This is a genomic window from Brevundimonas sp. T2-11 (genome assembly GCF_055397675.1).
On record NZ_AP027920.1, the window covers coordinates 1854868 to 1878171 of the forward strand.

The following is a 23304-nucleotide window of genomic DNA, read 5'->3' on the forward strand; positions in this document are numbered from 1 at the left end:
AGGCTGGCACAATCTCTGGCATGTCTCCCGGACGCCGCGACTGGCCGAGATCGGAGACGCACGCCGCAGGCTTGCGCCCCGCCGGAATGAAGGAGTCGGCCTTGACCTATTTCTGCTTCATTGAATCGACCCATTCCGCCACGCCGCACATGGAGGCGATGGACGCGACGAGCCCTTCCGAAGCCATCGCGGAAGCCCGATTGCTGATTGGTCGACACGCCAGCGCCGTGGCCGCGAAGGTCTTCCTGGGCGAGGATCTTATCGGCGCTGTTTTCCCAGGCGCCGACTGACCGGATGACCCCGGCGGCGGACGGCGGGGCTCGGCGCGCCTGCCCTGACGGCGAAGAAATCCTTGTGTCGGGTTATGGGCATCGGCCGACGCTTGCCGGTTTCATGCGTAGTCCCCTGCATGGCGACCTATGATTTCCTCGTGACCGGCGTCGATCCGGAAATGACGCTGGAGGGCCAGGCGCAGTCTGACGCGGAAGCCTGGCGCGAAGCCGTCCTCCTGGCGTCGGAGATCATGCGCGAACGCCCCTTGCTCCAGAGCGGCGCCTTCAGACTTCGCGTGAGGGTGACGACCCCCCAGGGAAAAAATGTCTGTTGTGTCGAGGCCTGCGCCGACGCCGTCTGAACATGAAGGCCGCCGGTCGCTCTCGCCGACCTGCCGCACCGAAGAAACGACCCGACCCGTCGCCAGCAGACGAGCAACAGGCCGGGCCATAGCGCATGTCTCCCCCCCGGGAGAATGCGTAGATCGAACAGCCTGCTCCCGCTGAAGTTCCCCGCCGCCGCCGCAAGGTCGGGAACCGAACTCAACCGCCGTGCGCGCGCTTTCGGTTCCATCTCCCGGAACGGCGAAGGCGGATCATGGACCGCATCGGTCCAGCGCGTGTTGCGTCCGGTGTCCGACACACACGGCTCTGGGCCCCAGGCGCGTCCATCGGACCCGCCGGCCCGGACCCTCGTCTGCGAAATCCCGGGAACCGCGTCGGAAAGGACGACGTTGGCTCGGAGCTTCAAAGGAGATCGCACATGCTGAAATGGGCCCTGATTTTCGCCGTCGTCGCCATCATCGCCGGCCTGCTCGGGTTCGGGGGGATCGCCGGCGCAGCCGCCGGGATCGCCAAATTCCTCGCCGTTCTCGCCCTCATCATCTTCGCCGTCTTCCTGTTTCTCGGTTTCACGGCGGCCAGGAAGATCACCTGACGAGGCCCTGAACCCGAGGGCCCAGGTCGCGCCGGTCCGGGCTCCTCCCGCCGCCGCCTGACGCCACGGCCGGAGGAGCCCGGCAAACCGGTCGCAGGCGTCAGCCCGCCGGCCGCAGGGCTTCGGCGTTCACGACCTGGTCGGCGATGGCCGTGAGATCCATGTCGGTCTGGCCTTCCTCCTGGAGGGTTTCGTCCAGGAGGGCGACAGCCTCCTTGAGCCCCAGAACCTGGGCCCATCGTTTCAGGGTCCCGTAGCGGGTGATCTCATAATGCTCCACGGCCTGGGCGGCCGCCAGCAGGCCGGCGTCCAGGGCCGGGGCGCCGGCGTAGGTCTCGATGACTTCATCGCCTTCGGCGAGAATGCCTTCGATCGCATCGCATGTCTTGCCGCGCGCCGGCTTGCCGATGATTTCGAAGACCTGTTGCAGGCGTTCGACCTGCCCTTCGGTCTGCTCCCTGTGTTTCTCGAACGCCGACCTCAGTGCGGGAGCCTGGGCGGCCCGCGCCATCTTCGGCAGGGATTTCAGGATCTTGCGCTCAGCGTAGTAGATGTCGCGCAAGGTGTCGTGGAACAGGGTTTCCAGCGTCTTCTCAGCCATATGGGCCTCCCGTGTCGGATTGAAGCCTAGGAAAGGCGACGCCGTCCCCCGCGTTCCCCTGTGCCCGCAACCCGACACGCCTCCCCTCAGCCGACTGAACGCCCCGGCGCCGCGCCTGTCGCCGGCTCTCTCCCCGAGATCGAGGACGCCTGAGAACCTCGCGCCAAGTGGCGCGAAACCAACCTATGTGAAGAACAAAAACGCCGAAGCCATGCTGTTGGTCTAAGGCCATGAAGAATCAGTCGGAAACCCGCGTTGAAACCCGGCTCACAGCCTCGCTGGAGCAGATGCTGTCCAGTTTCGGGCCGCTGGGCGCCGATGACATCGCCTATATCCGCGACTGCTTCAGCGGAGTCCTGCAAAGCCATCCGGCCGGGACGCCGGTGCCTCTCTTTCCCGAACGCAACGAAGCCAGGCTGGTGATCCGGGGCTGGGCGGCCCGCGGCGCCATGCTTGAGGACGGTCGTCGCCAGATCGTCGGATTGAGCCTGCCCGGCGAGATGATCGTGGCCTCCGGCGCAGTGGATGCGGACATGCTGGTCTGGGCCCTGAACGACCTCGCCACGATCGACGCCACGGCCTTCTGGATCGCCATGTCCGAGCCCCGCACCCAGAGCGAACCCCTGCTGGAGGCCTGGCGGCACTACCGGACGGCGGAACGGCTTCGCATGGCGCGTCAGGTGATAAGACTTGGACGTCTCAACGCCTACGAGCGGACAGCTCACCTTCTGCTTGAACTTCATGAGCGCCAGTCGCGGCTGGAAGCCGCGGACGACGGCGTGCTGCGCCTGCCGCTCACCCAGGATGTTCTGGCGGACATCCTGGGGCTCAGCGCCGTGCACATGAACCGCACCCTGCAGCAGCTGCGCCGCAACAACCTCGTCGATTATCGAGCCGGGCGGGCGGTGCTGCAGAACCTCTCCAGCCTGGCCCAGGCGGCCAATCTGAGCGCCGACTGCGGACCTCGCGCCTGAAGGCGAGCGGATCGGGTCGCCCTGCCCTGTCGCGCCGCCGCTCCGGACACGGGCGGCGGCGGACGACGGAAGAGAGGCCGCTTCCTCGCCTGACTAACCCATGTTGTTTGCACCCTGGCGGGTCAGGCGCAGAGTGGGGATCTGAAAGGAAGTGACGACATGCCTCGTCTGCCCCGAATTGTCCGGCGCCTTCTCACCCTGTTCCTGGGCCGGACGCCCGTGATGCGCGCTTCGGGACGCCCCTCGCCCGCACCGCGTCGCCGCCTCCCCGCCTCGCGCCGTCGCTGACGCCCGGAACCCCGACCGCCTTCCGCTCACACGGGATCCCGGCCGAGACGCAGATAGGTCGGGTCGAATTCAGCCACACGGACCAGCCGGTCCCAGTCGAGAATCCGGATGAAGCGGCCGCTCCATTCCACGAGACCGTCGGCCCGCAGCTGGGCCACGGACCGATTGACGTGGACGGCCGAAAGGCCGAGCACGTCGGCGAGTACGGCCTGGCTCAGCGGCAGCTCCATCCTGCGCCCCCCGGCGCGCTCCACGGAGGCGAGGCGCAGATAGACCTCGCACAGCAGGTGGGCGAAACGGCCCAGGGCGGATCTTCGCCCGAGACCGGCCAGCCATTGGCGATGCACGGCCGCGTCGATGAGGGTCTCGAGCCAGAGCAGCCGCGTCAGATGGGGCTGGGTCTGGGAAATCCGTCGCAGCGACTCGTGCGGACAATAGCCGACGGCGCAGTCCGTCAGGCAGACCACCCCGTGGTCCATCGGACTCATCAGAAGGCTGTGAAGGTCGACGAAATCCCCGGGCACGTTCAGCTCGGTGATCTGGCGCGCCCCGTTCATCAGGACGACATAGCGGGCGGCGAAGCCTTCGAGCAGCAGGGTGCTGCGCGACGGCCTGTCATATTGCTCGACGATGTTTTCTCCGGCCTTGAGCAGGACCGGGGGCGCGACCACGTCGGCCAGGACGGCCATTTCCTCTTCCGTGATGACGTCACGACGCGACAGTTTGTCGATCAGGGGGCTGATCAGGGCGACCTCCAGGCAAGACGGCCTATTCCGCAGCAACGCTTGCCAAACCATCCAGCCTCTCGAGGGTTCCGAGCCCGGCTGCGCGCTTCATCAGGGCGCGGCGCTCACCCCGAAACGGTCCGAAGCCGGAACAAGTCTGGGTCCTCCCGCCTCGAACCCGTCGGCCTGGGCGAAGGATCGGCTGGCGCCGAGGCGACGCTTCACCCTGGCCGTGACGGAAAGAAGATCGCGGGCGACCACGGTCTCGGTGCGCAGGACGCGGGTCCCGCGGCTGCTGAATCGGACAGTGAAATCAGTCATGGCCTCTCCTTGCCGAACCCGAAGCTCACGCCCCGAAGCGCCGTTCCTCGGTCGGGTCTCCGACAGATCCGGATCGCCGTCGCGGGCCTGACCGCCCTTCTTCCTCCTAACCCATGTGAGTGGCGGCCGAGGCGCAAGGCGCCAAACTCCCCGCCCAGGAGTGCGACATGCAGACCATGAACGGCCTCACAGCCCTGAATTCAGGCCCTCGCCGCGCCCACCTCGTGGTGCAGGACCATCCCGTCTTCCAGGCCCTGCCCCCGAACGCCCGATCACGCATCGAGGCGACGAGCCGATCCCAGTCCCTGGCGGCCGGCGAAGCCCTCCCGGACGACGACGACCTCTATTTCGTTCTCACGGGGGTGCTGGGCCTCTTTCCGGGATCGGGCGGCGTCTGCGTCGCCATGACGCCGGCGGGCGCCGTCCATGGATGGGATCATCACCTTGCGTCCGGCGCTCCGCGCGCCCGGGTTCGGGCCCTGATCGACACCCTCGTCGGTCGGGTGCCGGCCGAGGCGGTGCTGGAATCCATGGGACGCGACTGGTTCGAGCGTCTGGTCGCCCGACAGGCGCCGTCAAGGCTGGCCGGGCTGGCGGCCGAGGCCGCGTGCAACGCCTCCCATCTCGTACCGGAGCGCCTGGCCAAATGGATCATTCGCCTCCACTGCGGCGGAAACGGCGCCCCGCTTCACCTCACCCAGTCCGATTTCGGCGCCATGCTGGGCGTCCAGAGAACCAGCATCAACGCCGCGGCCGGTCGTCTCCAGGCCCTTGATCTGGTCCGTTTCGGCCGGGGCAAGGTCCAGGTCCTGGATCTCGCCGGTCTTCGCCAGGCCGCCTGCGGCTGCGGCGAGCCTGTCCAGGTCTCGCCCAACCTCTCTCGCCGCAGCGAACAGGCTTCCCTAGCCCCCGAGCCGGCCTCCTGGTCGCCGGCGGAGACCTCCGGCGAAATCGCAACGCACACGCCTTCCAGGGCGGCCGTCTAGCCTCCCCGCCAGGCCGGATCCGGGCTTCCGACGCTTGGTCGGGCGGTTCAGGGCCGACGGCGAACCTCCAGAAGGCCGCGCGAAAGGCCTCGCCCTTCTCGCCGGTCAGGCGGCGGGCTTGAGCGCCCCGGCGGCGGCGTCGCGCGCCTTCATGCGCGCCCGCAGCTGCTCGCGAATGCTCCAGCCCTCGAGGTGCATCATGTCCTTGGTCGTATAGCCCTCGCGCGCCAGGGCTTCGCACAGGTCGCTGATCCTCAGACAGGCCCGGTTTTCATCGGCGATCTGAAAGACGCGCTCTATGACATGGATCTGGTTCATGTTTCCTCCGTGATCCAAGGACAGCGAAGGGCGACGGCCAAGGTTCCAGGACCGGATGACGCAGGCCCCGGGGGTCGTGCAACGGACACCCGGAACCCCGGGAAAACCGAAACCCTGGTTCAGGTCGCCGAAAGGAGATCGCCATGAATTTTCGTCCCCTTCTGATCGGACTGGCCGCGGGCCAGAGATCCATGACGCCGCTGGCCGCCGTGGCCCTGGCGGCGCGCGCCGGCGGCCTGGCGCCCGGCAACGGCGCGCCGTCCTTTCTCGCAGGCCGCTGCGTCGCGGTCGGCGCGACCCTTCTGGCGGTCGGCGAAATCCTCGGCGACAAGATGAATTCCGCTCCGGATCGCACCGTGCCGCCGGGACTGGCGGCGCGCCTCATCAGCGGAGGTCTTGCGGGCGCCGCCATGGCCCCGCGCGCCCTCAGAGGCCGCGCCGCGGCATTGGGAGCCGTCGGCGCGGTCGTCGGGGGCTATGCCGGCCTGGCCCTTCGCAAACGCGCCATGCGCCGATACGGTCAGAGGCGAAGCGGGTTGGTCGAAGACGTCCTGACCCTGGCCGCGACCGCCCTGATCACGGCCTCGGCCGCAAGGGCCCCGGAGCGGCGCCGTTCAGGACGCCCCGGACGCCCGACCGAACCGCCCTCATCCATGCTATGGGGCCGCCGGCGGGCGCCCTCGCCCGGATAAAGGACTTCATGGCGCGACAACCCCGCTTCACCCGCCGGCTCTCCGCCGCCAATCTGGTCCATCTCGGCGCGCCGCGTCTGGCCGAGCTGCTGATCGAGGCCGGCGCCGGGAACGCCAATCTCAAGCGCCGTCTCCGGCTGGAGCTCGCCGCCGGGGTCGGACCCGAGGCCCTGGCCCTGGAGATCGACAAGCGCATCACCGCTCTCGCCGCTGCGCGAACCCGCGTCTCCTGGCGCAAGCGCGGCGAACTGATCGAGGATCTCGACGCCCATCGGCTCATGATCACCGCACGCCTGGCCCCCCAGGACGCCGCCCGGGCCCTGGGCGTCCTCATCCGCTGGTTCGATCTTCACCCGGGCCTGAACGTCCGGGTGAAGGACGTCAAGGGCGAACTCCCCGTCGTTTTTGAACAGGCCGCGCCCGATCTCTTCGCCCTGGCCGAGGCCGCAGACGACATGGCCCTGCGCGATCTGATCGACGCCCTCGGCCGGCGCCCCCAGGACTACAGCCGCTGGATCGCGGCCGCGGGAGAAGCGCTCACGCCCGGCACGGCGCGACGTCTTCTCGACCGTCTGCCCGCCGTCGTCAGAAAGAGCCCGGCGGGCCGCAATCTCGTGCGCCGCCTGGCCGACCGGGCGCAGGACCTGGACCTCTGGCTCTCCCTCGTCACGCCCGAGCAGGCGGGCGCCCCTGACGTCGCCGCCGACATCGCGCGCCGCCTCCTGCGCGCGGGCCGGGTCGTCGAGGCTCGCGCGGCCCTGGAAGCCGCCCTCGCCCCTTCGCCGCTCAACCGCCGCTGGACCTTCGGTCGCGCCCCCTCGGACGGCCCGCCCCGCCTCACCCCGGCCTGGGAGGCCGCCTCCATCGACCTGCTGGAAGCCGAGGGAAGCCGCCAGGAGGCCCAGGACCTGCGCTGGCGCCTGTTCGAACGCGATCTTTCGGTCCCGGTTCTGCGCGACTATCTCGCCCGACTGCCCGACTTCGATGACGTCGAGGCCCTGGACCGGGCCTTCGCCCATGCCTCGACCCATGCCGATTTCAGGGCGGCCCTCCAGTTCCTGATGGATTGGCCGGCTCATCGGGAGGCGGCGGCCATGGTCCTGGCCCGCCCCCGCGAGGCGCGACAGGCCGGGCCGGCCTCGGCGGACTGGGCGGCCCGCCTGTCCCAACGCTTTCCAGAAGCCGCCGACAGGCTTGCAGGCTAGAGGAGGTCCTGGGCCGAGACCGACGCCGTCGGCGACGCAAGCGTCCGGAAGGTGATGGAATAGCGCAGCGCCGTCATGGGCGAGATGGAATGCTCCCAATCCCGGCGCGCCTCGCCCGAGAGCCGATAGACCGAGCCCGGATCCAGCAGGACGGCGTCCCTTCGCCATCCAGCCTCTTCCCTGCGGCGCAGGCGCATGAGGCAGGGCGCAAGGAAGGAGACGCCGAGAATCTCGCCGTAGACGGGCCGGTCCCTGTGCCAGCCTATGCCGGCGCCTGGCGCGTACCGGTTGACGAGCGCCTGGACGAAGACGCCTTCATCCGCCCCGACCCTTCGGGCGATCCGCCGCAGAAGATCGAGCATGAAGTCAGGCCAGGGATCCGTCGCCCCCATCCGCCCCTGCGCCAGGTCATGGCGGCGCCCGAAGGCGGCGATATGCCGGAAACCCTGATAGCCCCCGTGTTCATAGGGTCTGAAACCCAGCCGCTGCAGCTGCTCGACCGCGATCGACTGCTCGGCCGTCGACAGGATGTCGGCCCTGTAGTCGAAACCGGCGGGACCAGCCGGCTCGGGCATATGACCGAAGAGGTCCCCCTGGACCATGGTCACGACAGCGCCAGTTCGCCTGGACCGGCGCCCGGCCTCGCCTTCTCGAGGTTGGAAAGCGTCACCCCGACCAGGCGCACCCCGATCGTCGGCGGATAGAGAGACCGGACCAGCAGACGCGCCACGTCCCGCAATCGCGCCCGGGAAGCGACGGGTTCGACAAAGGAGCGGCTTCGGGTGGATTGGCGGAAGTCGGCCCATTTGACCTTGACCGTCACGGTGCGGCCGAGGGCGCCGGCCTTCATGCACCAGGCCCAGACCTCGTCGGCCATGGCGTCCACGCCTGCTTCAATGGCGGCGGGTTCGACCATGTCGCTGGCGAAGGTGGTTTCCGATCCGCTGGATTTGCGCTCCCGATCCGGATTGACCGGTCTCTCGTCCCGCCCTCGCGCCATCGCATAGTACCAGGCGCCGGACTTGCCGAAGTGCTGCTGGAGGAAGGCGAGCGACTGCCGCCTCAGATCCTCTCCGGTCTCGATGCCCAACCGATTCATCCTCTCGGCCGTGACCGGTCCGACGCCGTGAAAACGCTTCACCGGCAGGGCCGCGACAAAGGCTTCTCCGCGGCCGGGCGGCACGACGAACTGACCATCGGGCTTGCGCTGATCAGAGGCCAGCTTGGCGAGAAACTTGTTGTAGGAAACGCCCGCGGAGGCCGTCAGGCCCGTCGCTTCCAGAATCCGCGCCCGTATCTCCGCCGCCGTGGCGGTCGCCGTGGGCAGCCCCCTCGCATTGGCCGTGACGTCGAGATAGGCCTCATCCAGGGACAGGGGCTCCACCAGGGCGGTGTAGTCGGCGAATATGGCGTGGATCTGGGCCGACACGGCGCGATAGACTTCGAAGCGCGGCGGCGTGAAGACCAGGTCGGGACATTTGCGCAAGGCCGTGCTCGAGGGCATGGCCGAACGCACTCCAAAGCGCCGCGCCTCATAGCTGGCGGCTGCGACCACGCCGCGCGCGGCGGCGTGCCCCACGGCCACGGGCCGCCCGCGCAGGCCGGGATCATCCCTCTGCTCCACCGAGGCGAAGAAGGCGTCCATGTCCACGTGGATGATCTTGCGAGGCTGGGCGACGTCCATCAAGGACACCTAGCAAGACTGGAACAAAAACGGAACATCTGCTTTACGCCGCCAGGCTCGGCGAAAGGCGCGCCCGAAATCCGGCTCAAGGGAACTCGCCGCGCCAAGGGCCGTTTGATGCGCCAATATCAGGGTAAAGTGCGTGATTTCATACTATTGCATCATCAACATGCCAGGCGTTCCGGCTCGCGAAATCCAGGTCCTGCCGGCTTCAGACGATCAGTCGGCCCGCAAGGCGCTGGACGGGGTCATGAGCGAATGGATCGGCTTCTCGACCGCCTGCCTCTACCACGGCGAACGCCTGGTCGAGGTTCGAAGCAATCCCGACCTCGGCTTTCCGCCCGAACCGCTCCTGCCCCCAGCGCCCGCGGACAGGAAGGCGGCCGCCTGAAGCCGGCCGCCTTGATCAAGGCGAGGCCCCGGCCCCGCCGGCCTGGAAAAGGCCGGGTTCAGAAGGGCCGGCCGGGAAACGGGAGGCGCAGCTCCCCGGCCCTTCCGGCCCCTGGACCGCGTCTCAAACGGCGTCGATCGCCCTCTTCGCGACCTGCAGGTCCTCCAGGAAGGCCAGGCGCTCCCGTCGGCGCGCCTCGGCGTCCGGCAGGCGCAGGAGATAGGCCGGATGGACGGTGAGCAGGACCCGGTCGCCCTCCCGGCTTTCAACGACCCTTCCCCGTTCCGACTGGATCGCCGGCTTTCGGCCCAGCAGGGCCGCGCCGGCGGTCGCGCCGAGCGCCAGGATCAGACGCGGTCTCACCAGCCTGAGTTCATGGTCCAGCCACCAGCGACAGGCCTGGACCTCCCCTGCGTCAGGCGTCCTGTGGAGCCGTCGCTTGCCGCGCGGCTCGTGCTTGAAATGTTTGACGGCGTTGGTCAGGTAGGCTTCGGCGCGATCCAGACCGGCTTGTGCAAGACCCTCGTCCAGCAGGCGGCCCGCCGGACCGACGAACGGGCGCCCGGCGAGATCCTCCTGATCCCCCGGCTGCTCGCCGACGATCATCAAGCGCGCGCGCGCCGGTCCCTCGCCGCACACCGCCTGGGTGGCGTCGCGCCACAGCGGGCAGCGACGACAGCCCTGCACGCCCCTCTGCAATTCCGCGAGATGGTCCGGTCTCATCTCGTCGGTCGCCGCCCTGTCGACAGGGCGGGCGCGCAGCCTCTGAAACTTCTCATTGGGACGGGGCGCGGGTTCGGACACCATGGCCTCGGTTCGAACCGAGGCCGACGCCACGAGTTCCGCGATGAGCGAGGCTTCCGGCAGATTCTTCCAGTAACGCTTCGGCATCTCCGACTGCATCATGCGCGTCCGCAGACGGGCCGGGTTGAAGGTCGAGGCGTAGTAGGCGCGCCAGAAATCCTCGACCTCGTCCGCCCGCGGCGCCTGATCCTGACGTGCGGGCGGCCCGAAGCCAAGACTCCGCCCGTCCCAGCGCGCCGTGCCGTCCGGCGTCAGGATGGACCAGCGCATGGTGCTGAACCGCCGGGCGAAGAAGGGTGCGGTCTTTTCCAGGACGCGGTGCGCGGGCTCGAACCAGGCGACCCAATGCTCGCCTTCCTCATCCCTTGTTTCGCGAAAGCGGACAAAGGCCTTCATCTTGTGGGCGGCCCTGCGCACGGTCTTCACGCGCTCCGCCGCCGCCGCGACATCAGGGTCGCAGGCCGCCCGCATCAGATCCGGCTCGTCCCGCAACCGCCACAGCAGGCGGTACATCAGATCGAAGCGATCCGGGGCCCGATGCAGGATCAGGTCTCCGACCGTGTCGAGGAAGGCGCGAGGCACGCAGAAGCCGCCTTCCCCGTCAGGCGCCCCCGGCTTTTCCTCGGGACCGAACAGCCCGTCCTGTCGCTCCTCCGCCATTGCGAAACGCGCCCGCGCGGGTTCGACGCCCGCCCGTCTCAGGCCGCGCGCCGCGGCCTTCCATCCTTCCAGATCGGTCTCACTGGCCAGGACAACCGTATGCATCAGAAGAGGCTCAGCTGCTCCGGCGCCCGACGCGGCGCCAGGCGGGCTCGCAGGTCGGCGGCGTAGGTCAATCCGCCCGGCGTCCAGTCGAGGGCGACGATCCACGGCCGAACCTTGTCGATCGAGCGCGTCAGCCGGGCCACGTCTTCCAGCCTCAAGGTCCGATAACGCCGGACGGACAGGATCCGGTCGACAGCCTTCACGCCCAGGCCGGGAACCCGCAGCAGGGCCTCGCGCGGCGCCGCATTGACGTCCGCAGGAAAGACTTCGCGCCGCTTCAGCGCCCAGGCCAGCTTGGGATCGACCGCCAGATCCAGCATCCCGTCGACGGCGCCCTCTCCGATCTCGGGCGCGCTGAAACCATAGAAACGCATAAGCCAGTCGGCCTGATAGAGCCTGTGCTCCCGTATCAGCGGCGGCTTCGACAGCGGCAGGACATCCGAACTGTCGGCTATCGGACTGAAGGCGGAGTAGTAGACCCGCCGAAGGCCGTATCCGCCGTAGAGGGAGGCGCTGCGGTCGAGGATTTCCGTGTCGGGCGCGCCGTCTGCGCCGATGATCAGCTGGGTCGACTGTCCGGCGGGCGCAAAGACCGGCGGGCGGGTCCTGTCCCTCTTCTCCGGCCTGGCCGCTTCCAGTCGCAGCCGCACCTGCCCCATGGTCCTGCGGATCAGCCGGGCGTCCTTCTCAGGCGCCAGACGCCCCAGGGCCTCGTCTCTCGGCAGTTCGATATTGGCCGAAAGACGATCGGCGTAGCGCCCGGCCAGGGACACCAGTCGCTCATCCGCCTCCGGGATGAGCTTGAGATGGATATAGCCGCGAAAGTCGTGATCCTCGCGCAGGCGGCGCGCGACCTCGACCAGCTGCTCCATCGTGTAGTCGCCGGAGCGGATGACCCCCGACGACAGGAAGAGCCCCTCGATATAGTTGCGCCTGTAGAAGGCCAGGGTCAGGTCGATCACCTCCTCGACCGTGAAGCGCGCCCTTTCGACGTTAGAGGAGGACCGGTTGATGCAGTAGGCGCAGTCATAGATGCAGAAATTGGTCAGCAGTATCTTCAGCAGGCTGACGCAGCGGCCGTCCGGCGTATAGGCGTGGCAGATGCCCATGCCCTCGGTCGAACCCACGCCCTTGCCGTCGAGGGAGTTGCGTTTGGGGGCGCCGGACGACGCGCACGAGGCGTCATACTTGGCCGCGTCGGACAGGATGGAGAGCTTTCGTCGAAGATCGATACGCGCCATATGTTCATGATACGTTCCAATTCCGTCGAGGTACAGCGTGGCCGTAAACCCCTGGTCAGAAAACGAGGGGCGCTGTCTGCCAGAAGACGCCGATCCCGGCCATCAGAGCCCCCGTCATCCCTACGCGCCCTTCCCAGGCCTCGGCGCCGGACCCCTCGCTTCTCCCCCTGGCGAGCCAGACCGCCAGGGCGATGACGGCGAGGAGACAGCCCAGGCTGAAGGCCAGGCCTATCCAGCGCGCCCCCGCGCCCTCGCTTGACGACCAGACGTCGGCGGCGCTGGAAATCAGATAGACCCCCATGAAGTGCACGGCCCATATCAGCAGGCCGCCGGCCATCCTCGACCAGCGTCTCATGTCCCGCCGCCCGGGAAGAGGCGGACCAGGAGAATGACGCCGATCGCCTGGGCCGCGGTGAAGGCCAGGAAGAGGCTGATCAGGTCCACCGTCGAGGGGCGTTCAGCCGCAAGACGGCCGAACAGGCGCCTCAGCAAGACATAGAGTCCCATCAGACCGCCGATGGCCGCGAAGGTCCCGGCCCAGCTCAGCAGGGCGTAAACCGAAGCGCCCTGGCTGGAAGCCTCCGGCCGCAATCCGCTCGCCCACCAGGCCCTGGCCTCCAGGATCGACGCCGCGATCGCCGCCACGCTGGCCAGCACCAGCAGGCCGGCGGCGGCCGAAGCCGACCCGTCGCGCGCCATCCGCACGGCCCGCGGCGCTGCGACGGCGCAAAGGCCGGTCACGACCATCAGACCGAGGGGCGCCAGAAGCGAGCTGACGGCAGGCGGCGCCTGCCAGAGATCCGGTCGCCGGCTCCACAGGAAGACATAGGAGAACGCGGCCAGCAGGCAGACCATGGCGCCGACGATCAGCACGATCACCATGGCCCACCAGCCGTGGCTCGAGGGACCCGAGACGTAGTTGGGCATGCGGATCGCCGCCCCGATGTCGGTCGTCTTGCGGGCGTGGGGGGCGTCCAGGAACCAGCACCAGCGCATGATGCAGTAGACGGCCAGCACGCCGCTGACGACGGCCGCGGCATAGGCCTGGATGGTCAGGATCAGGAAGAAGCCCGCCGTGAAGACCGCGCCGAACACATGCCAGGCCGAGGGTCTGGGGATGCGCAGCACATACTGCGGCTCGGCGTTCAGCGGGCTGGTGACCAGGGTCTGGCGCTCGCCCCGGGCCGCGCCCGGCAGGAGGTAGCGGCCCGCCGCCACCTCCTGGGCCAGCCCCTTCTGCTCCCACAGGGGATAGAGGCTCTTCACCACCGGGATGGAGCGCACGGAGTAGAAGCCGCTGGGCAGCCATTCCAGGCCGGGACCGCCATGGACATCGCCGGCCTCACGCGGTCCAAAGGGTCTGTAGTTGCGCGCCATGTCGATGACCCACAGCAAGACCGCCAGACCGAACATGAAGGCGCCTGTGGTCGAGACGAGGTTGGGAAGGTCCCAGCCCCGTTCCGGCAGATAGGTGTAGACCCGTCGGGGCATGCCCATCAGGCCCGTCAGATGCATGGGCATGAAGGTGATGTTGTGCCCGGCGAACATCAGCCAGAAGGTCCACCGCCCCCACCGCTCGCTCAGGGGCCGTGCGCTGGACATCGGCAGCCAGTAGTAGATGGCGGCGAACAGGGGGAAGACCATGCCGCCGATCAGGACGTAATGCAGGTGGGCGACGATGAAATAGCTGTCGTGGGCCTGCCAGTCGAAGGGGACCATGGCGACCATGACCCCGGTCAGACCGCCCATGACGAATATGACCATCCCGCCGACAGCGAACAGGCCCGGCGTCGAGAAGCGCATCCGCCCGGCCGCCATGGTCGCGATCCAGGCGAAGACCTGAACCCCCGCCGGCACGCTGACCGCCATGGAGGCCGCGCTGAAATAATTGATGCTGATCTGCGGCATGCCCGTAGTGAACATGTGGTGGGCCCAGACGCCGAAGCTGATGAAGCCCGTCGCCAGCATGGCCATGACCACCAGGGGGTGTCCGACCAGCGGCGTGCGCGCCATGGCCGGGATGATGGTGGACATGGCTCCCGCCGCCGGAAGGAAGATGATGTAGACCTCCGGGTGGCCGAAGAACCAGAACAGGTGCTGCCACAGCAGGGGATCGCCGCCCTTGAGCGGATCGAAGAAGGGCCAGCCCAAGGCCCGTTCCAGCTCCAGAAGAAGGGTCGCCAGAATGATGGAGGGGAAGGCGATGATGATCATGCAGGCGAAGATCAGCATGGCCCAGGCGAAGATCGGCAGCTTGTCGAGGGTCATGCCGGGCGCGCGCGTCTTCAGCACCCCGACGATGATCTCTATGGCTCCGGCGATGGCCGATATCTCGATAAAGCCGATGCCCAGCAGCCAGAAGTCGGCGTTGATCCCCGGCGAATAGGTGGTGCTGGTCAGAGGCGGGTACATGAACCAGCCGCCGTCCGGCGCCAGACCGACGAAAAGGGAGCAGAAGAAGGCCAGCCCCCCGATCAGATAGGCCCAGAAGGCATAGGCCCCCAGTCGCGGGAACGGCAGGTCGCGCGCGCCGAGCATCTGCGGCAGCAACAGCACGCCCAGGGCCTCGACAGCCGGCACGGCGAACAGGAACATCATCACCGTGCCGTGCATGGTGAAGATCTGGTTGTAGGTGTCCTGAGGCAGGAAGCCGTTCATCGGCAGGGCCAGCTGGGTTCGCATCAAGAGGGCGAGAACCCCGGCCAGCACGAAGAAGAGCATGGCCGCGCCGACGTAGTAGACGCCGATGATGTTGTTGTTGGTCGCCGTGATCCACTCCCCCGGCGTTCGCGGGCCGCACCAGGCCTTCTCCAGCTGCTCCAGTTCGCCCTGGGGTCGAGGCTCGGACGTCGGAAAACGATCATACTTGCCGACGTCGAATCCTGTTTCCGACGTCATTTCAGGCTTTCCAGATAGGCGGCGACGTCGCGCAGTTCCTGCCCCGTCAACACAGGATAGGCGGGCATGCGATTGCCGGGCTTGACGCCCTGGCTGTCGGCGATCCACCCCGCCATCGTTCCCTGGTTATTGGGCAGGACGCCGGCCCCCAGGGTCTGGCGTGACCCCACATGGGTCAGGTCCGGTCCGGCGAGGCCGTTGGCCCCGGTTCCCCGGATGGTGTGGCAGGCCCCGCACCCCGAGGCCGAGAAGACCGCCGCGCCGGGCAGGGTCGACGCCGCCGCCGGGGCGGCCTGCCTGAGACGCCAGGCCGCAAACTCCGCCGGCGAATGGGCCACCACCACCAGTCCCATCAGGGCGTGGGGGCCGCCGCAGTATTCCGCGCACTGGCCGGCGTAGACGCCCGGCTCGTCGGCCTGCAGACGCATGAAGTTGCGCCGGCCGGGGATCATGTCGGTCTTGCCGCCGAGGCGCGGGATCCAGACGCTGTGGATCACATCCGCGCTCTCCAGCTCCAGCACCACCGGACGACCGGCGGGAATATGGACCTCATTGGCGTCCTGAACGATCTCGCGCCCCTGATCATCGAGATAGGCCACGCGCCACCACCACATCTCCCCGGTCACCCGAACCCGCATTTCCCCCGCACGCGGCGCCTCGGCCACCCGGGCGGTGACGCTGAGCCCATAGACCAGCAGGCCGCTCAGCACGATGACGGGAAGGGCCAGTCCGCCGATCCAGACCAGCTTCTCGCCCGCCACGCGACGCTTCCACCGACGCGGGCCGAACAGGGCGACCACCAGGGCGAACAGCACCAGGGTCAGAACCCCGGCCCCCATGATGAACAGGACCCAGGCGACCGTGGTCACGGGTCCGGCGAAGGGGCCGGCGGGATCCAGCACCGGGGGCGGCCAGCCGCTCAGCATGGCGTGCGCCTCAATCCTCATCGAGGGTATAGAGATAGGCCGCCACGTCGCGGGCTTCGGCGTCGGTCAGGGGCATGGGCGGCATTCCCGTGTCGGGCAGCAGAGCCGGCGCGTCCCGCACGAAGGCCGCCATCACCTCCGGCTGGTTGGGCAGACGTCCCGCGATCATCGGTCGCGCCCCCACGCCCGCCAGATTCCCTCCCGTTCGTCCTTGCGGCCAGCGCACGCCGGGAATGGCGTGGCAGGCGGCGCAGCCATGGCGTTCGATCAGCGCCAGCCCTTGCGTGGCGTCGGCCTGGGCCAGGGGGCGCGGCGCATCGGCCTTGTCGGCGCAGGCCACCATGGCGACGCACGGCGCCGCAGCCAGCAGCAAGGCCCCTATGGTCCGCATCGTCCATACATGATCGCCTCCGGCCCCTTTCCAGCTTCACCAGAACCCAATCCGTCGCGGCCTCTGGGGTTCCCGTCTGGAACCGGGGCCGTAAGACGGTGTTGGGCAAGGGTGCGCCCCCTCCCTTCCCTCGTCCTTCTTGGTCTCGTCCTTGCCGGCCCGGGTTTGGTCGCGTGCGACGCCGCGCCGGGCGAGACCGACCGCGTCTTCTCGGCGTCCGGGCAGGTCATCGCCATGGGCGGCGGCGCGGGCGGGGCGACGAACGCCTGTTTCACCTGTCATGGACTCCAGGGTCAGGGCGACGGCGTCTCCACGCCCCGTCTGGCCGGACTGGACGTCGGCCATCTGCAAAAACAGATGGAGGACTACGCCAGCGGCCTGCGGCCCGACGACGTGATGAGCCGCATCGCCAGGGATCTGGACGGAAACAGCCGTCGCGCCGTCGCAGTCTTTTACGCCGGCCTGCCCTCGCCGCCCTCGACGAGCGCCTCCCCATCCGCCGCCGCGTCCCCGACGATCTGGCGAACAGGCGACCTCTCGCGCGGGATCACAGCCTGCGCATCCTGCCACGGCCCCAACGGCCAGGGCGTCGGCGAAGGCCAGCCGATCCTCGCCGCACAGCCCGTCGCCTATACGCTGGAGCAGATCGACCGCTGGAAAACAGGCAAGCGCCGCAACGATCCGCGCGGCGTCATGGCCGTCGCCGTCCGGAGGCTGACGGACGCAGAAGCGCGCGCCATAGCCCTGTGGCTGTCCGACCAACCCGTTTCTCCAGGGCCCGCCAGCGCCGCCGCCACCGCGTCCGTTTCGGCCGCAGCTGCGGCGCGACCGGCAGCATCGCGTGAAATACGTCGTCCCGATCGATCAGATGGTGCTTGAGAGCGGCTCCGGCGTGAATCGGGATCATCAGCAGCAAGGCCGCCACCATGGCCCAGTGCATCCATTCCGCGCCGGCCTCTATCGCCCATAGCCGGGTGTTCGGGACATCCTGCATCGGCAGCAAGGGCCACGGAACAAGGCCCGCCGCAGCCAGCTGGGTGTCCCGCGCCGTGGCCGAGATCATGACCCATCCCGACAGCGGCAGGCCGAACAGGCAGATGTAGAAGACATAATGGGTCACGTGAGCCGCTACGCTCTCCCAGCCCGGCTTGTCCGCGTCATTGATCAGATCGGGCGCGGCCAGCCGCCAGGACAGCCGCCCGATCACCAGCAGCAGCATGAGCAGGCCGATGGCGAAATGCACCTCATAGGCGGCCACCTTGGCGCCGCCGACCGGCAGCCGGCCCATCCACCACCCCCACCCGAGCTGGAAGACCACCAGGGCCGCCATGGTCCAGTGGAAGACGATGGCGACCGGGGAATAGCGGCCTTCGTCATGATGGCCCGCCGCCCACTCCAGCGCCTGCGTAATAAGCCGGTCGATCATGCCGGGCGCGCCGTCTCGCGCCCCTGGAACAGGCCGGCGACCCGCCACAGGGCGACCAGAAGATAGGCCGCCGCCGCCGGCGCCCACATGATCAGGCCCGCCGCCTGCTGGTCTTCAAGCGGCGTCAGCCCCCAGGCCAGGGTCGAGGCGAAATGCGGCGCGTAGAGGGGCTCCCCCGCAAAGACGATCAGGGCCCCCAGCAAGCCCATCAGCAGCATGGCCGCCAAAAGAGCCGCGACAGCGGCGGGCGCGCTGGACGCGCGCACCGCCCCCCAGAACCAGACGGCGCCGCCGAGGATCGTCGCCTGCATGAGCCAGTAGACGGCGTCGTTCGACAGCGCCGCCGCATAGAGATCGGGCGCGTGCCAGGCCCAGAAGACCAGGGCCTGAACCGCCGTCGCCAGCCCCAGGCGGGGCGTCTTCAGGCGCGGAAGGCTCAGGGCGAGCAAGGGGGCCGCAGCGAGCAGGAGCAGGAGGTGATGCAGGGTGCGCGCCGTGAACAGGGCTGAACTGAGAGCGCAAAGCGGCGAGATGAAAACGACGACCAGGACGCCCGCCGCTCCCAGCAAGGCGCGTCCCCCGGCGCGGTTCCTCATCACCAGAAACACGCCGCCCGCGACGAGGAGGCCCACACCCGCAAGAAGCATGGGATCGCCGTTCCAACGTCCCAGAACATCCATCGGTTCGGGCGCGGGTCCGCAGTAGGGCGTCCAGGGCGTGATCGTCATGATCGGCTAACGACCCGGGACGGCGACGGTTCAAACATGCCGACGCTCCCGGCGTTCTCAGCGAGAGGGCGCGATCCGCCAGACCGTGTTGGACAGGTCGTCGGCGACCAGAAGGATCCTCTTGGTCGGATCAAAGGCCACGCCGACAGGGCGGCCGCGCGCCTCGCCGTCCTTGAGGAAGCCGGTGGCGAAATCGACGGGCCGACCGACCGGGCGACCGCCGCTGAACGAAACCCAGGCGACCTTGTAGCCGGATGGATCTTCACGGTTCCAGCTGCCGTGCATGCCGATGAAGGCGCCGTCGGCGAACGCCCCCCCGAAGCCCCCGTCGCGCGCGAAGTCCAGACCCAGGGCGGCGACATGAGACCCCAGGGCGTAGTCCGGCTTGACGGCCCGGGCGACCATGTCCGGATTCTGCGGCCTCACGCGCGGATCGAGATTCCGGCCCCAGTAGCTGTAGGGCCAGCCATAGAAGGCGCCGTCGCGCACCTGGGTCAGGTAGTCGGGGACAAGCTGCGGACCCAGTTCGTCGCGCTCGTTGACCACAGACCAGACGAGACCCGTCGTGGGTTCGATCGCCAGGGCGGTCGGGTTGCGGATGCCGGTGGCGATCGTGCGACGCGCCCCGGTTGCGCGGTCGATTTCCCAGACCACCGCCCGCTCCTCCTCCACGGCCAGCCCCCGTTCCCCGATATTGGAGTTGGAGCCTATGCCGACATAGAGCCTGGTCCCGTCCGCGCTGGCGGCGAGGGACTTGGTCCAGTGATGGTTGATGCGCGAAGGCAGGACCGTCACGCGCTCGCCCGGCGTCGCAATGCCGGTCTGCCCCGGCTGGAAGGCGAAACGGGTCAGCGCGCCCTGTTCGGCGACATAGAGGTAGCCCTCCACATAGGCCAGGCCGTATGGCGCATCCAGATTCTCGACCAGGACAGAGCGCAGTTCGGGGACGCCGTCGTTGTCGGCGTCACGCAGCAGGGTGATGCGGTCTCCCCCGCTGATCTTGGTGTTGCCCTGTTTCTTGATGAAGCCGGCGATCACGTCCTTGGGACGCAGGCGCGCCGCATGACCGCCGCGCCCCTCGGCGACCAGGACGTCTCCGTTCGGCAGGATCAGCATCTGACGCGGGATCTTCAGATCGGTCGCGAAGGCGCTGACGGTGAAGCCCTGGGGCACGGTCGGCGTCTCGCCGTTCCAGCCGGCGGGCGGGCTGATCTTCATGGCCGGAACCAGGGTCTCTTTGATCCCGGGCAGGTCGGGTGCGCCGCCGGTCTGGTTCAGCTTCGGATCGCTGGGGTTTCCGCAGGAGGCCAGGGCGAGCGACAAGCCGATTGCTGCGACGCCGGCGGCGAGCAGGGTCTTCTTCATCAGAGGGTCTCCCGCGCGGAATAGGCGATCCCGCCGGCGATGAGGACCAGCAGGGTGCAAAGGGCTGACAGGGTCAGGCCAAGGGCGCCGACCGAGCTCCAGGCGTCCTGACTGTGCTTGAAGGCGTTCACCAGCCCCAGCACCCAGGCCAGGGCGAGCGCGACCAGATGGACCAGGGCCCGGCGGGATCTGCGGCGGCGGACGCCAAGTGCGAAATCGGCGATGGAGAAGAGGCCGGCGATCCCGCCGAACACCAGGGCGCCGGTGATCAGCCAGGCCGAGAAGTTCGTCCACTGGATCTCGGCGGTCTTCAGATAGGCGATGTCCGTGAACAGGGCGAAGGTGAACAGGCCGATCGGAAAGGCCAGCAAAAGACGATGCAGAGGTCGAACCGACAATTCATGGATGCTCATGCCGCCCTCTCCCTAATGCCTGGCTTAGGCTAACCGCCTGGCTGAGAGATGGTTCACATCTTCCCCGTCGGGGCGGCCTCATTTCGATCAGACGGCCGCGCCCCGGCCGGGCGCCAAGCCGAACTGAGGCCCGCCTTGCAGCGCCAGGAGGGGCGAGTTCAGCTCAGGGCCCTGATCGACCTGTTCAACTCCGTTCCCAAGGGACAGCGGCGGAACCCAAGCCTTCACGGCTCCGTTCCCCTGCCCTGTCCAGGAACTCCGCCCACATGTCCGACATGGTCGCCGATCCCGCCTTCGAACCGCCGCCCGAGGCGATGGCCTTCTACGAGGAAAGCCTCCGCCTGCTGACGGAAAGCGGCGTGCCCTTCCTGCTCTCGGGCACCTACGCCGTGACCGCCTATACGGGCATCCGTCGTCCCACCAAGGATCTCGACGTCTTCTGCAAGCCCGGCGACTACCCTCGTATCCTCGCCTTCTTTCAGGAGAGAGGCTACCGGACGGATGTCGAGGACGAGCGCTGGATCGCCAAGGTCTGGAAGGACGACAAACACTTCTTCGACGTCATTTTCGCCATGTCCAACGGGACCATCGCCGTGTCGGACAGCTGGTTTGGCCAAGACCGGATCACGGTCTACGGCCACGAGGTGACCATCACGCCGCCGACGGCCCTGATCCTGTCCAAGGTCTTCATCCAGGATCGCTATCGCTTCGACGGAGCGGACGTGAACCACGTCATCCTCAAGCAGTCCGACGCCATCGACTGGAAGTCCATGCTGGACCAGATGGACCTCTACTGGGAGGTCCTGATGGCCCACCTGCTCAACTTCCGCTTCGCCTATCCCACCGAACGCGGCCTCGTGCCCGCCTGGTTGATGACCGAATTGCTGCAACGGCTGGAAGCCCAGGTCCATCTTCCCGCGCCCCGCGTCCGGGTCTGCCGCGGCCGTCTGTTCAGCCCCCGGGACTATATCGCCGACATCACCGAATGGGGCTTCGGCGACGTGGTGGGCAAGGGCCTGGAGGAACGCCATGACCCCGTCTACTGAGCGCGCCGAACCGGACGCCCGGACACGGGACGCCCAGACGCCCGACGCCCAGACGCCGCAGCCGGGCATGGAGGCCGGCCCCGGCAAGACGCTGCGCATCGCCGCCGTCGGCGACCTGCACGTCGGAGAAACCTCCCGCCGGGCCTATCGCGACCTGTTCGACCGGGTGCACGAGGAGGCCGACGTCCTGTGCCTGTGCGGCGACCTTGTGAACTTCGGCAAGACGACGGAGGTCGAGAACCTGCTGGAAGACCTGCGCGCCTGCCGCATCCCCATGGTCGGCGTCCTGGGCAACCACGAGCACGAATGCGGCCAGCCCGAGGAGGTCGTGCGGCTGATGACGGAGGCCGGCGTCAGGATGCTGACGGGCGAATCCTATGAGATCGACGGAGTGGGATTCGCCGGCGGCAAGGGCTTCGTCGGCGGTTTCGGCCGCTACATGCTCAGTCCCTTCGGGGAGGCTTCGATCAAGCATTTCGTGCAGCACGCCGTCGAGGACGCCAACCTGATCGAGAATTCGATCCGCACCCTGCGCACAGAACGCAGCGTGGTCCTGCTCCACTATTCGCCCGTGGTGGACACGGTGGTCGGCGAACCGCCCGAAATCCATCCCTTCCTGGGCTCCTCCCGTCTCGGCGAGGTGGTCGACCGCTATGAGAACGTCAGGCTGGTGGTCCATGGACACGCTCACCGCGGCGCGCCCGAGGGCCGCACCGCACGCGGCGTCCCGGTCTATAATGTCGCCCTGCCCGTCCTGCGCACCCTGGGCGACAAACCCTATCGCGTGTTCGAGGTCTGACCCTTCGCACGCCGCCGTCCTCAGGCGATCCCGGCTCCACCGGTCACGCCCCAGACCTCGCCGATGACGAAGCTGGCTTCCTGGGAGGCCAGCAGGACATAGACCGGCGCGATCTCCACCGGCTGACCGGGGCGGCCGAAGGCGCTGTGGGCGCCGAACTGCTCGACCTTCTCCTGGGGCTGGCCGCCGCTGGGTTGAAGCACGGTCCAGAAGGGTCCCGGCGCGACGGCGTTCACCCGCACGCCCTTTCCGATCATCTGCTTGGCGAGAGCCTTGGTGTAGGCGACGATCCCCGCCTTGGTCGTGGCGTAGTCCAGAAGAATGTCCGAGGGCTCATAGGCCTGGATCGAGGCGGTGGCGATGATGGCGGCGCCCGGCGGCAGATGCGGCTCGGCGGCCTGGCAAAGCCAATGAAGCGCATAGAGGTTGGTCTTCATCGTCGCATCGAAGTCGCTTGTTGACACCTCCGCGACATCCTTCCGGTACTGCTGGTGGCCGGCGTTGACGACCAGAAGGTCGAGACCGCCGAAATTCTCCACCACCCGCGCGACCATGGCCGCATTCCACGCTTCATCCCTGACGTCGCCTGGCAGGGCCAGGGCCTTCACCCCGGCCTTCTCGATCAGGGCGACCACCTCTGCGGCGTCCGCCTCCTCGGACGGAAGATAGCCGATGGCGACGTCGGCGCCCTCGCGCGCATAGGCGATGGCGGTCGCCCGCCCGATGCCGGAATCCCCGCCCGTGATCAGGGCCCGGCGTCCCTTCAGCCGACCATGTCCGACATAGCTGTCCTCGCCATGGTCGGGCCGCGGCGTCATCCGGCCCGCCAGACCGGGTTCGGCCTGGGGCTGGCGCGGAAAGGGCGGCCGCGGATACTGGGTGCGCGGATCCTGCATGGCGAGGCGATCGGACATGGGGCTTCCTCGTTCGAGCGGTTCTCCCGGCCGGGATCGGCGCAGGGTCTGATTCAATGTCCCCGCCCGCCCCCTGTTCCGGAAGGTTTTGACCGGACGCCTGCAACGGCCACGCCGCCGCAACGTTCTTACCAGCCGCCCGGGCTCGCTTCAGCCTCGGTCTGTCGAGGTTCAACAGGAGCGATCCGCAGACA

General features: G+C 68.2%; 27 protein-coding genes and 1 pseudogene. 11 read left to right on the forward strand and 17 right to left on the reverse strand.

Features of this window, described 5'->3' with window-relative positions; all coding sequences use genetic code 11:
- The first annotated feature begins 101 nt into the window (after positions 1 to 101).
- The 3 genes from ACZ5XO_RS09205 (at position 102) to ACZ5XO_RS09215 (ending at position 1209) form a co-directional block, all read left to right on the forward strand.
- Positions 102 to 290, forward strand: a complete 189-nt coding sequence (locus ACZ5XO_RS09205; RefSeq protein ID WP_464162067.1) for a hypothetical protein — start codon at positions 102 to 104, stop codon at positions 288 to 290.
- 119 nt (positions 291 to 409) lie between these two features.
- Entirely contained in the window at positions 410 to 634 is a 225-nt protein-coding gene (locus ACZ5XO_RS09210) for a DUF6894 family protein (protein ID WP_464162068.1), read from the forward strand.
- Positions 635 to 1035: 401 nt separating this feature from the next.
- Positions 1036 to 1209 carry a DUF1328 domain-containing protein gene (locus ACZ5XO_RS09215; RefSeq protein ID WP_464162069.1) on the forward strand — a complete coding sequence of 58 codons (174 nt, stop codon included), beginning with the start codon at positions 1036 to 1038 and terminating at the stop codon, positions 1207 to 1209.
- 100 nt (positions 1210 to 1309) lie between these two features.
- Here the strand turns inward: ACZ5XO_RS09215 and ACZ5XO_RS09220 are convergent, their stop codons facing one another.
- The gene (locus tag ACZ5XO_RS09220) at positions 1310 to 1810 is read right to left on the reverse strand and encodes a YciE/YciF ferroxidase family protein (RefSeq protein WP_464162070.1); all 501 of its coding nucleotides are present in this window, start codon (positions 1808 to 1810) and stop codon (positions 1310 to 1312) included.
- Positions 1811 to 2040: 230 nt separating this feature from the next.
- Between ACZ5XO_RS09220 and ACZ5XO_RS09225 the strand changes: the two genes are divergently transcribed.
- Positions 2041 to 2784, forward strand: coding sequence for a Crp/Fnr family transcriptional regulator (locus ACZ5XO_RS09225; RefSeq protein WP_464162071.1), 744 nt, complete (start codon positions 2041 to 2043; stop codon positions 2782 to 2784).
- Between the two features lie 314 nt (positions 2785 to 3098).
- Here the strand turns inward: ACZ5XO_RS09225 and ACZ5XO_RS09230 are convergent, their stop codons facing one another.
- Positions 3099 to 3869, reverse strand: a complete 771-nt coding sequence (locus ACZ5XO_RS09230) for a Crp/Fnr family transcriptional regulator (RefSeq protein WP_464162072.1) — start codon at positions 3867 to 3869, stop codon at positions 3099 to 3101.
- A 39-nt stretch (positions 3870 to 3908) separates the two neighbouring features.
- On the reverse strand, positions 3909 to 4118 hold the full coding sequence (locus tag ACZ5XO_RS09235; RefSeq protein WP_464162073.1) for a hypothetical protein: 210 nt from the start codon (positions 4116 to 4118) through the stop codon (positions 3909 to 3911).
- A 167-nt stretch (positions 4119 to 4285) separates the two neighbouring features.
- On the opposite strand from ACZ5XO_RS09235, the gene ACZ5XO_RS09240 reads away from it, so the two are divergent.
- Entirely contained in the window at positions 4286 to 5104 is an 819-nt protein-coding gene (locus ACZ5XO_RS09240; RefSeq protein ID WP_464162074.1) for a Crp/Fnr family transcriptional regulator, read from the forward strand.
- A gap of 105 nt (positions 5105 to 5209) precedes the next feature.
- Here ACZ5XO_RS09240 and ACZ5XO_RS09245 read toward each other — a convergent pair whose 3' ends face one another.
- On the reverse strand, positions 5210 to 5422 hold the full coding sequence (locus tag ACZ5XO_RS09245; RefSeq protein ID WP_464162075.1) for a hypothetical protein: 213 nt from the start codon (positions 5420 to 5422) through the stop codon (positions 5210 to 5212).
- A gap of 143 nt (positions 5423 to 5565) precedes the next feature.
- Between ACZ5XO_RS09245 and ACZ5XO_RS09250 the strand changes: the two genes are divergently transcribed.
- The gene (locus ACZ5XO_RS09250; RefSeq protein WP_464162076.1) at positions 5566 to 6114 is read left to right on the forward strand and encodes a DUF4126 domain-containing protein; all 549 of its coding nucleotides are present in this window, start codon (positions 5566 to 5568) and stop codon (positions 6112 to 6114) included.
- Between the two features lie 8 nt (positions 6115 to 6122).
- On the forward strand, positions 6123 to 7319 hold the full coding sequence (locus ACZ5XO_RS09255; RefSeq protein ID WP_464162077.1) for a DUF6880 family protein: 1197 nt from the start codon (positions 6123 to 6125) through the stop codon (positions 7317 to 7319).
- Here the strand turns inward: ACZ5XO_RS09255 and ACZ5XO_RS09260 are convergent.
- Positions 7316 to 7894, reverse strand: a complete 579-nt coding sequence (locus tag ACZ5XO_RS09260; protein ID WP_464162078.1) for an alpha-ketoglutarate-dependent dioxygenase AlkB — start codon at positions 7892 to 7894, stop codon at positions 7316 to 7318. The two genes, ACZ5XO_RS09255 and ACZ5XO_RS09260, sit on opposite strands and share 4 nt — an antisense overlap.
- A 29-nt stretch (positions 7895 to 7923) precedes the next feature.
- A complete protein-coding gene (gene dinB, locus ACZ5XO_RS09265) occupies positions 7924 to 9003 on the reverse strand; it encodes a DNA polymerase IV (protein ID WP_464162079.1) in 1080 nt (359 codons plus the stop codon).
- Between the two features lie 142 nt (positions 9004 to 9145).
- On the opposite strand from dinB, the gene ACZ5XO_RS09270 reads away from it, so the two are divergent.
- A complete protein-coding gene (locus tag ACZ5XO_RS09270) occupies positions 9146 to 9394 on the forward strand; it encodes a hypothetical protein (RefSeq protein WP_464162080.1) in 249 nt (82 codons plus the stop codon).
- A gap of 123 nt (positions 9395 to 9517) precedes the next feature.
- Here ACZ5XO_RS09270 and ACZ5XO_RS09275 read toward each other — a convergent pair whose 3' ends face one another.
- From ACZ5XO_RS09275 to ACZ5XO_RS09300, 6 genes are read right to left on the reverse strand one after another with little or no spacing between them, the layout of a single operon-like run.
- Complete coding sequence (locus ACZ5XO_RS09275) at positions 9518 to 10963, reverse strand: UdgX family uracil-DNA binding protein (RefSeq protein WP_464162081.1); 1446 nt, start codon at positions 10961 to 10963, stop codon at positions 9518 to 9520.
- Entirely contained in the window at positions 10963 to 12204 is a 1242-nt protein-coding gene (locus tag ACZ5XO_RS09280; RefSeq protein WP_464162082.1) for a putative DNA modification/repair radical SAM protein, read from the reverse strand. The genes ACZ5XO_RS09275 and ACZ5XO_RS09280 overlap by 1 nt, the downstream gene beginning before the upstream one ends.
- Positions 12205 to 12259: 55 nt before the next feature.
- Positions 12260 to 12559 carry a hypothetical protein gene (locus tag ACZ5XO_RS09285; protein ID WP_464162083.1) on the reverse strand — a complete coding sequence of 100 codons (300 nt, stop codon included), beginning with the start codon at positions 12557 to 12559 and terminating at the stop codon, positions 12260 to 12262.
- Positions 12556 to 15102, reverse strand: coding sequence for a cbb3-type cytochrome c oxidase subunit I (locus tag ACZ5XO_RS09290; RefSeq protein WP_464162084.1), 2547 nt, complete (start codon positions 15100 to 15102; stop codon positions 12556 to 12558). The genes ACZ5XO_RS09285 and ACZ5XO_RS09290 overlap by 4 nt, the downstream gene beginning before the upstream one ends.
- Positions 15099 to 16028: a cytochrome c oxidase subunit II gene (gene coxB, locus ACZ5XO_RS09295; RefSeq protein ID WP_464162085.1), complete on the reverse strand. Its 930-nt coding sequence runs from the start codon at positions 16026 to 16028 to the stop codon at positions 15099 to 15101. Before coxB ends, ACZ5XO_RS09290 begins: the two co-directional genes overlap by 4 nt.
- Positions 16029 to 16038: 10 nt before the next feature.
- Positions 16039 to 16419, reverse strand: coding sequence for a c-type cytochrome (locus ACZ5XO_RS09300; RefSeq protein WP_464162086.1), 381 nt, complete (start codon positions 16417 to 16419; stop codon positions 16039 to 16041).
- Between the two features lie 396 nt (positions 16420 to 16815).
- Between ACZ5XO_RS09300 and ACZ5XO_RS09305 the strand changes: the two are divergent.
- Positions 16816 to 17115: pseudogene (locus tag ACZ5XO_RS09305) on the forward strand (c-type cytochrome); the annotation flags it as partial.
- Here the strand turns inward: ACZ5XO_RS09305 and ACZ5XO_RS09310 are convergent.
- Genes ACZ5XO_RS09310 through ACZ5XO_RS09325 form a run of 4 tightly spaced genes read right to left on the reverse strand, consistent with a single transcriptional unit; the run spans position 17111 to position 20351 of the window.
- The gene (locus ACZ5XO_RS09310) at positions 17111 to 17845 is read right to left on the reverse strand and encodes a cytochrome b (RefSeq protein WP_464162087.1); all 735 of its coding nucleotides are present in this window, start codon (positions 17843 to 17845) and stop codon (positions 17111 to 17113) included. The pseudogene ACZ5XO_RS09305 and the gene ACZ5XO_RS09310 overlap by 5 nt on opposite strands.
- Positions 17842 to 18573, reverse strand: coding sequence for a cytochrome c oxidase assembly protein (locus tag ACZ5XO_RS09315; protein WP_464162088.1), 732 nt, complete (start codon positions 18571 to 18573; stop codon positions 17842 to 17844). Before ACZ5XO_RS09315 ends, ACZ5XO_RS09310 begins: the two co-directional genes overlap by 4 nt.
- Before the next feature lie 57 nt (positions 18574 to 18630).
- Complete coding sequence (locus ACZ5XO_RS09320; protein ID WP_464162089.1) at positions 18631 to 19938, reverse strand: PQQ-dependent sugar dehydrogenase; 1308 nt, start codon at positions 19936 to 19938, stop codon at positions 18631 to 18633.
- Positions 19938 to 20351, reverse strand: a complete 414-nt coding sequence (locus tag ACZ5XO_RS09325) for a DUF2231 domain-containing protein (RefSeq protein WP_464162090.1) — start codon at positions 20349 to 20351, stop codon at positions 19938 to 19940. The genes ACZ5XO_RS09320 and ACZ5XO_RS09325 overlap by 1 nt, the downstream gene beginning before the upstream one ends.
- A 266-nt stretch (positions 20352 to 20617) precedes the next feature.
- On the opposite strand from ACZ5XO_RS09325, the gene ACZ5XO_RS09330 reads away from it, so the two are divergent.
- Positions 20618 to 21397, forward strand: a complete 780-nt coding sequence (locus ACZ5XO_RS09330) for a nucleotidyltransferase family protein (RefSeq protein WP_312783258.1) — start codon at positions 20618 to 20620, stop codon at positions 21395 to 21397.
- A complete protein-coding gene (locus ACZ5XO_RS09335) occupies positions 21381 to 22196 on the forward strand; it encodes a metallophosphoesterase family protein (protein WP_464162091.1) in 816 nt (271 codons plus the stop codon). The genes ACZ5XO_RS09330 and ACZ5XO_RS09335 overlap by 17 nt, the downstream gene beginning before the upstream one ends.
- Before the next feature lie 20 nt (positions 22197 to 22216).
- Here ACZ5XO_RS09335 and ACZ5XO_RS09340 read toward each other — a convergent pair whose 3' ends face one another.
- The gene (locus ACZ5XO_RS09340; protein ID WP_464162092.1) at positions 22217 to 23110 is read right to left on the reverse strand and encodes an SDR family oxidoreductase; all 894 of its coding nucleotides are present in this window, start codon (positions 23108 to 23110) and stop codon (positions 22217 to 22219) included.
- Positions 23111 to 23304 lie beyond the last annotated feature (194 nt).

What these genes read in the sequence shown, in the direction of transcription:
- ACZ5XO_RS09210 (WP_464162068.1), top strand. Translation starts at nt 410, where the DNA reads ATGGCGACCTATGATTTCCTCGTGACCGGCGTCGATCCGGAAATGACG.
- ACZ5XO_RS09215 (WP_464162069.1), top strand. Translation starts at nt 1,036, where the DNA reads ATGCTGAAATGGGCCCTGATTTTCGCCGTCGTCGCCATCATCGCCGGC.
- ACZ5XO_RS09220 (WP_464162070.1), bottom strand. Translation starts at nt 1,810, where the DNA reads ATGGCTGAGAAGACGCTGGAAACCCTGTTCCACGACACCTTGCGCGAC.
- ACZ5XO_RS09225 (WP_464162071.1), top strand. Translation starts at nt 2,041, where the DNA reads ATGAAGAATCAGTCGGAAACCCGCGTTGAAACCCGGCTCACAGCCTCG.
- ACZ5XO_RS09230 (WP_464162072.1), bottom strand. Translation starts at nt 3,869, where the DNA reads ATGGTTTGGCAAGCGTTGCTGCGGAATAGGCCGTCTTGCCTGGAGGTC.
- ACZ5XO_RS09235 (WP_464162073.1), bottom strand. Translation starts at nt 4,118, where the DNA reads ATGACTGATTTCACTGTCCGATTCAGCAGCCGCGGGACCCGCGTCCTG.
- ACZ5XO_RS09240 (WP_464162074.1), top strand. Translation starts at nt 4,286, where the DNA reads ATGCAGACCATGAACGGCCTCACAGCCCTGAATTCAGGCCCTCGCCGC.
- ACZ5XO_RS09245 (WP_464162075.1), bottom strand. Translation starts at nt 5,422, where the DNA reads ATGAACCAGATCCATGTCATAGAGCGCGTCTTTCAGATCGCCGATGAA.
- ACZ5XO_RS09250 (WP_464162076.1), top strand. Translation starts at nt 5,566, where the DNA reads ATGAATTTTCGTCCCCTTCTGATCGGACTGGCCGCGGGCCAGAGATCC.
- ACZ5XO_RS09255 (WP_464162077.1), top strand. Translation starts at nt 6,123, where the DNA reads ATGGCGCGACAACCCCGCTTCACCCGCCGGCTCTCCGCCGCCAATCTG.
- ACZ5XO_RS09260 (WP_464162078.1), bottom strand. Translation starts at nt 7,894, where the DNA reads ATGCCCGAGCCGGCTGGTCCCGCCGGTTTCGACTACAGGGCCGACATC.
- dinB (WP_464162079.1), bottom strand. Translation starts at nt 9,003, where the DNA reads ATGGACGTCGCCCAGCCTCGCAAGATCATCCACGTGGACATGGACGCC.
- ACZ5XO_RS09275 (WP_464162081.1), bottom strand. Translation starts at nt 10,963, where the DNA reads ATGCATACGGTTGTCCTGGCCAGTGAGACCGATCTGGAAGGATGGAAG.
- ACZ5XO_RS09280 (WP_464162082.1), bottom strand. Translation starts at nt 12,204, where the DNA reads ATGGCGCGTATCGATCTTCGACGAAAGCTCTCCATCCTGTCCGACGCG.
- ACZ5XO_RS09285 (WP_464162083.1), bottom strand. Translation starts at nt 12,559, where the DNA reads ATGAGACGCTGGTCGAGGATGGCCGGCGGCCTGCTGATATGGGCCGTG.
- ACZ5XO_RS09290 (WP_464162084.1), bottom strand. Translation starts at nt 15,102, where the DNA reads ATGACGTCGGAAACAGGATTCGACGTCGGCAAGTATGATCGTTTTCCG.
- coxB (WP_464162085.1), bottom strand. Translation starts at nt 16,028, where the DNA reads ATGCTGAGCGGCTGGCCGCCCCCGGTGCTGGATCCCGCCGGCCCCTTC.
- ACZ5XO_RS09300 (WP_464162086.1), bottom strand. Translation starts at nt 16,419, where the DNA reads ATGCGGACCATAGGGGCCTTGCTGCTGGCTGCGGCGCCGTGCGTCGCC.
- ACZ5XO_RS09310 (WP_464162087.1), bottom strand. Translation starts at nt 17,845, where the DNA reads ATGATCGACCGGCTTATTACGCAGGCGCTGGAGTGGGCGGCGGGCCAT.
- ACZ5XO_RS09315 (WP_464162088.1), bottom strand. Translation starts at nt 18,573, where the DNA reads ATGACGATCACGCCCTGGACGCCCTACTGCGGACCCGCGCCCGAACCG.
- ACZ5XO_RS09320 (WP_464162089.1), bottom strand. Translation starts at nt 19,938, where the DNA reads ATGAAGAAGACCCTGCTCGCCGCCGGCGTCGCAGCAATCGGCTTGTCG.
- ACZ5XO_RS09325 (WP_464162090.1), bottom strand. Translation starts at nt 20,351, where the DNA reads ATGAGCATCCATGAATTGTCGGTTCGACCTCTGCATCGTCTTTTGCTG.
- ACZ5XO_RS09330 (WP_312783258.1), top strand. Translation starts at nt 20,618, where the DNA reads ATGTCCGACATGGTCGCCGATCCCGCCTTCGAACCGCCGCCCGAGGCG.
- ACZ5XO_RS09335 (WP_464162091.1), top strand. Translation starts at nt 21,381, where the DNA reads ATGACCCCGTCTACTGAGCGCGCCGAACCGGACGCCCGGACACGGGAC.
- ACZ5XO_RS09340 (WP_464162092.1), bottom strand. Translation starts at nt 23,110, where the DNA reads ATGTCCGATCGCCTCGCCATGCAGGATCCGCGCACCCAGTATCCGCGG.